Genomic DNA, 559 nt, shown 5'->3' on the forward strand with positions numbered 1-559 from the left:
GCAATTTATATTCTTGTTTAACATTATCATAAACAAAGACACCAAATACAACATTGTCGCCTAATTCAAATTCTTCATCTTCCACTTTTAATAAATCGGCATTTTCTTCATCTTCCAATTTTAAATCTTTAAAAATTTCTTTTAAAATTCCACCATAACTTGACATTCTTCTCCCGTGTAATCCATTGGATAAACTTTTCAGTAATTCCAATTTTAAATCTTCATTTTCTAAATCTAAAATATCAGATACTTTTGTAACATATTTACTAGCTTCAGCTACTAAACTATGAAGAACATCTTTTTGATTTTTTGAATAAACTTTTTTAATATAAGCAGTAGGCTCATAATCAATTTTACAAGCAGTTTGAAACTCTTTTTTAATATATTCTTGGGTTAAATATTTACCACTTTTTCTTTTAAAATAATCATTATCAACTGATAAAATTATGTGTAAATGTGGGTGTAATGTATCTTCCTTTTCATTATAAGTTACTTCTAAATTTCTGTACCAACCATTGATTGAATCTTTAAATTTTTTTCTTCTAAAAAGTCTATGAAA

1 protein-coding gene is annotated in these 559 nt (G+C 24.9%); it reads right to left on the bottom strand.

Translation table 11 applies throughout. The features are described 5' to 3' along the window. Positions 1–559: protein rep (locus tag ABNK64_RS11185; RefSeq protein WP_349764450.1), on the bottom strand; the 559-nt coding region annotated here is incomplete at both ends.

The sequence above is a fragment of the Fusobacterium sp. SYSU M8D902 genome, assembly GCF_040199715.1.
Taxonomy (GTDB): domain Bacteria; phylum Fusobacteriota; class Fusobacteriia; order Fusobacteriales; family Fusobacteriaceae; genus Fusobacterium_A.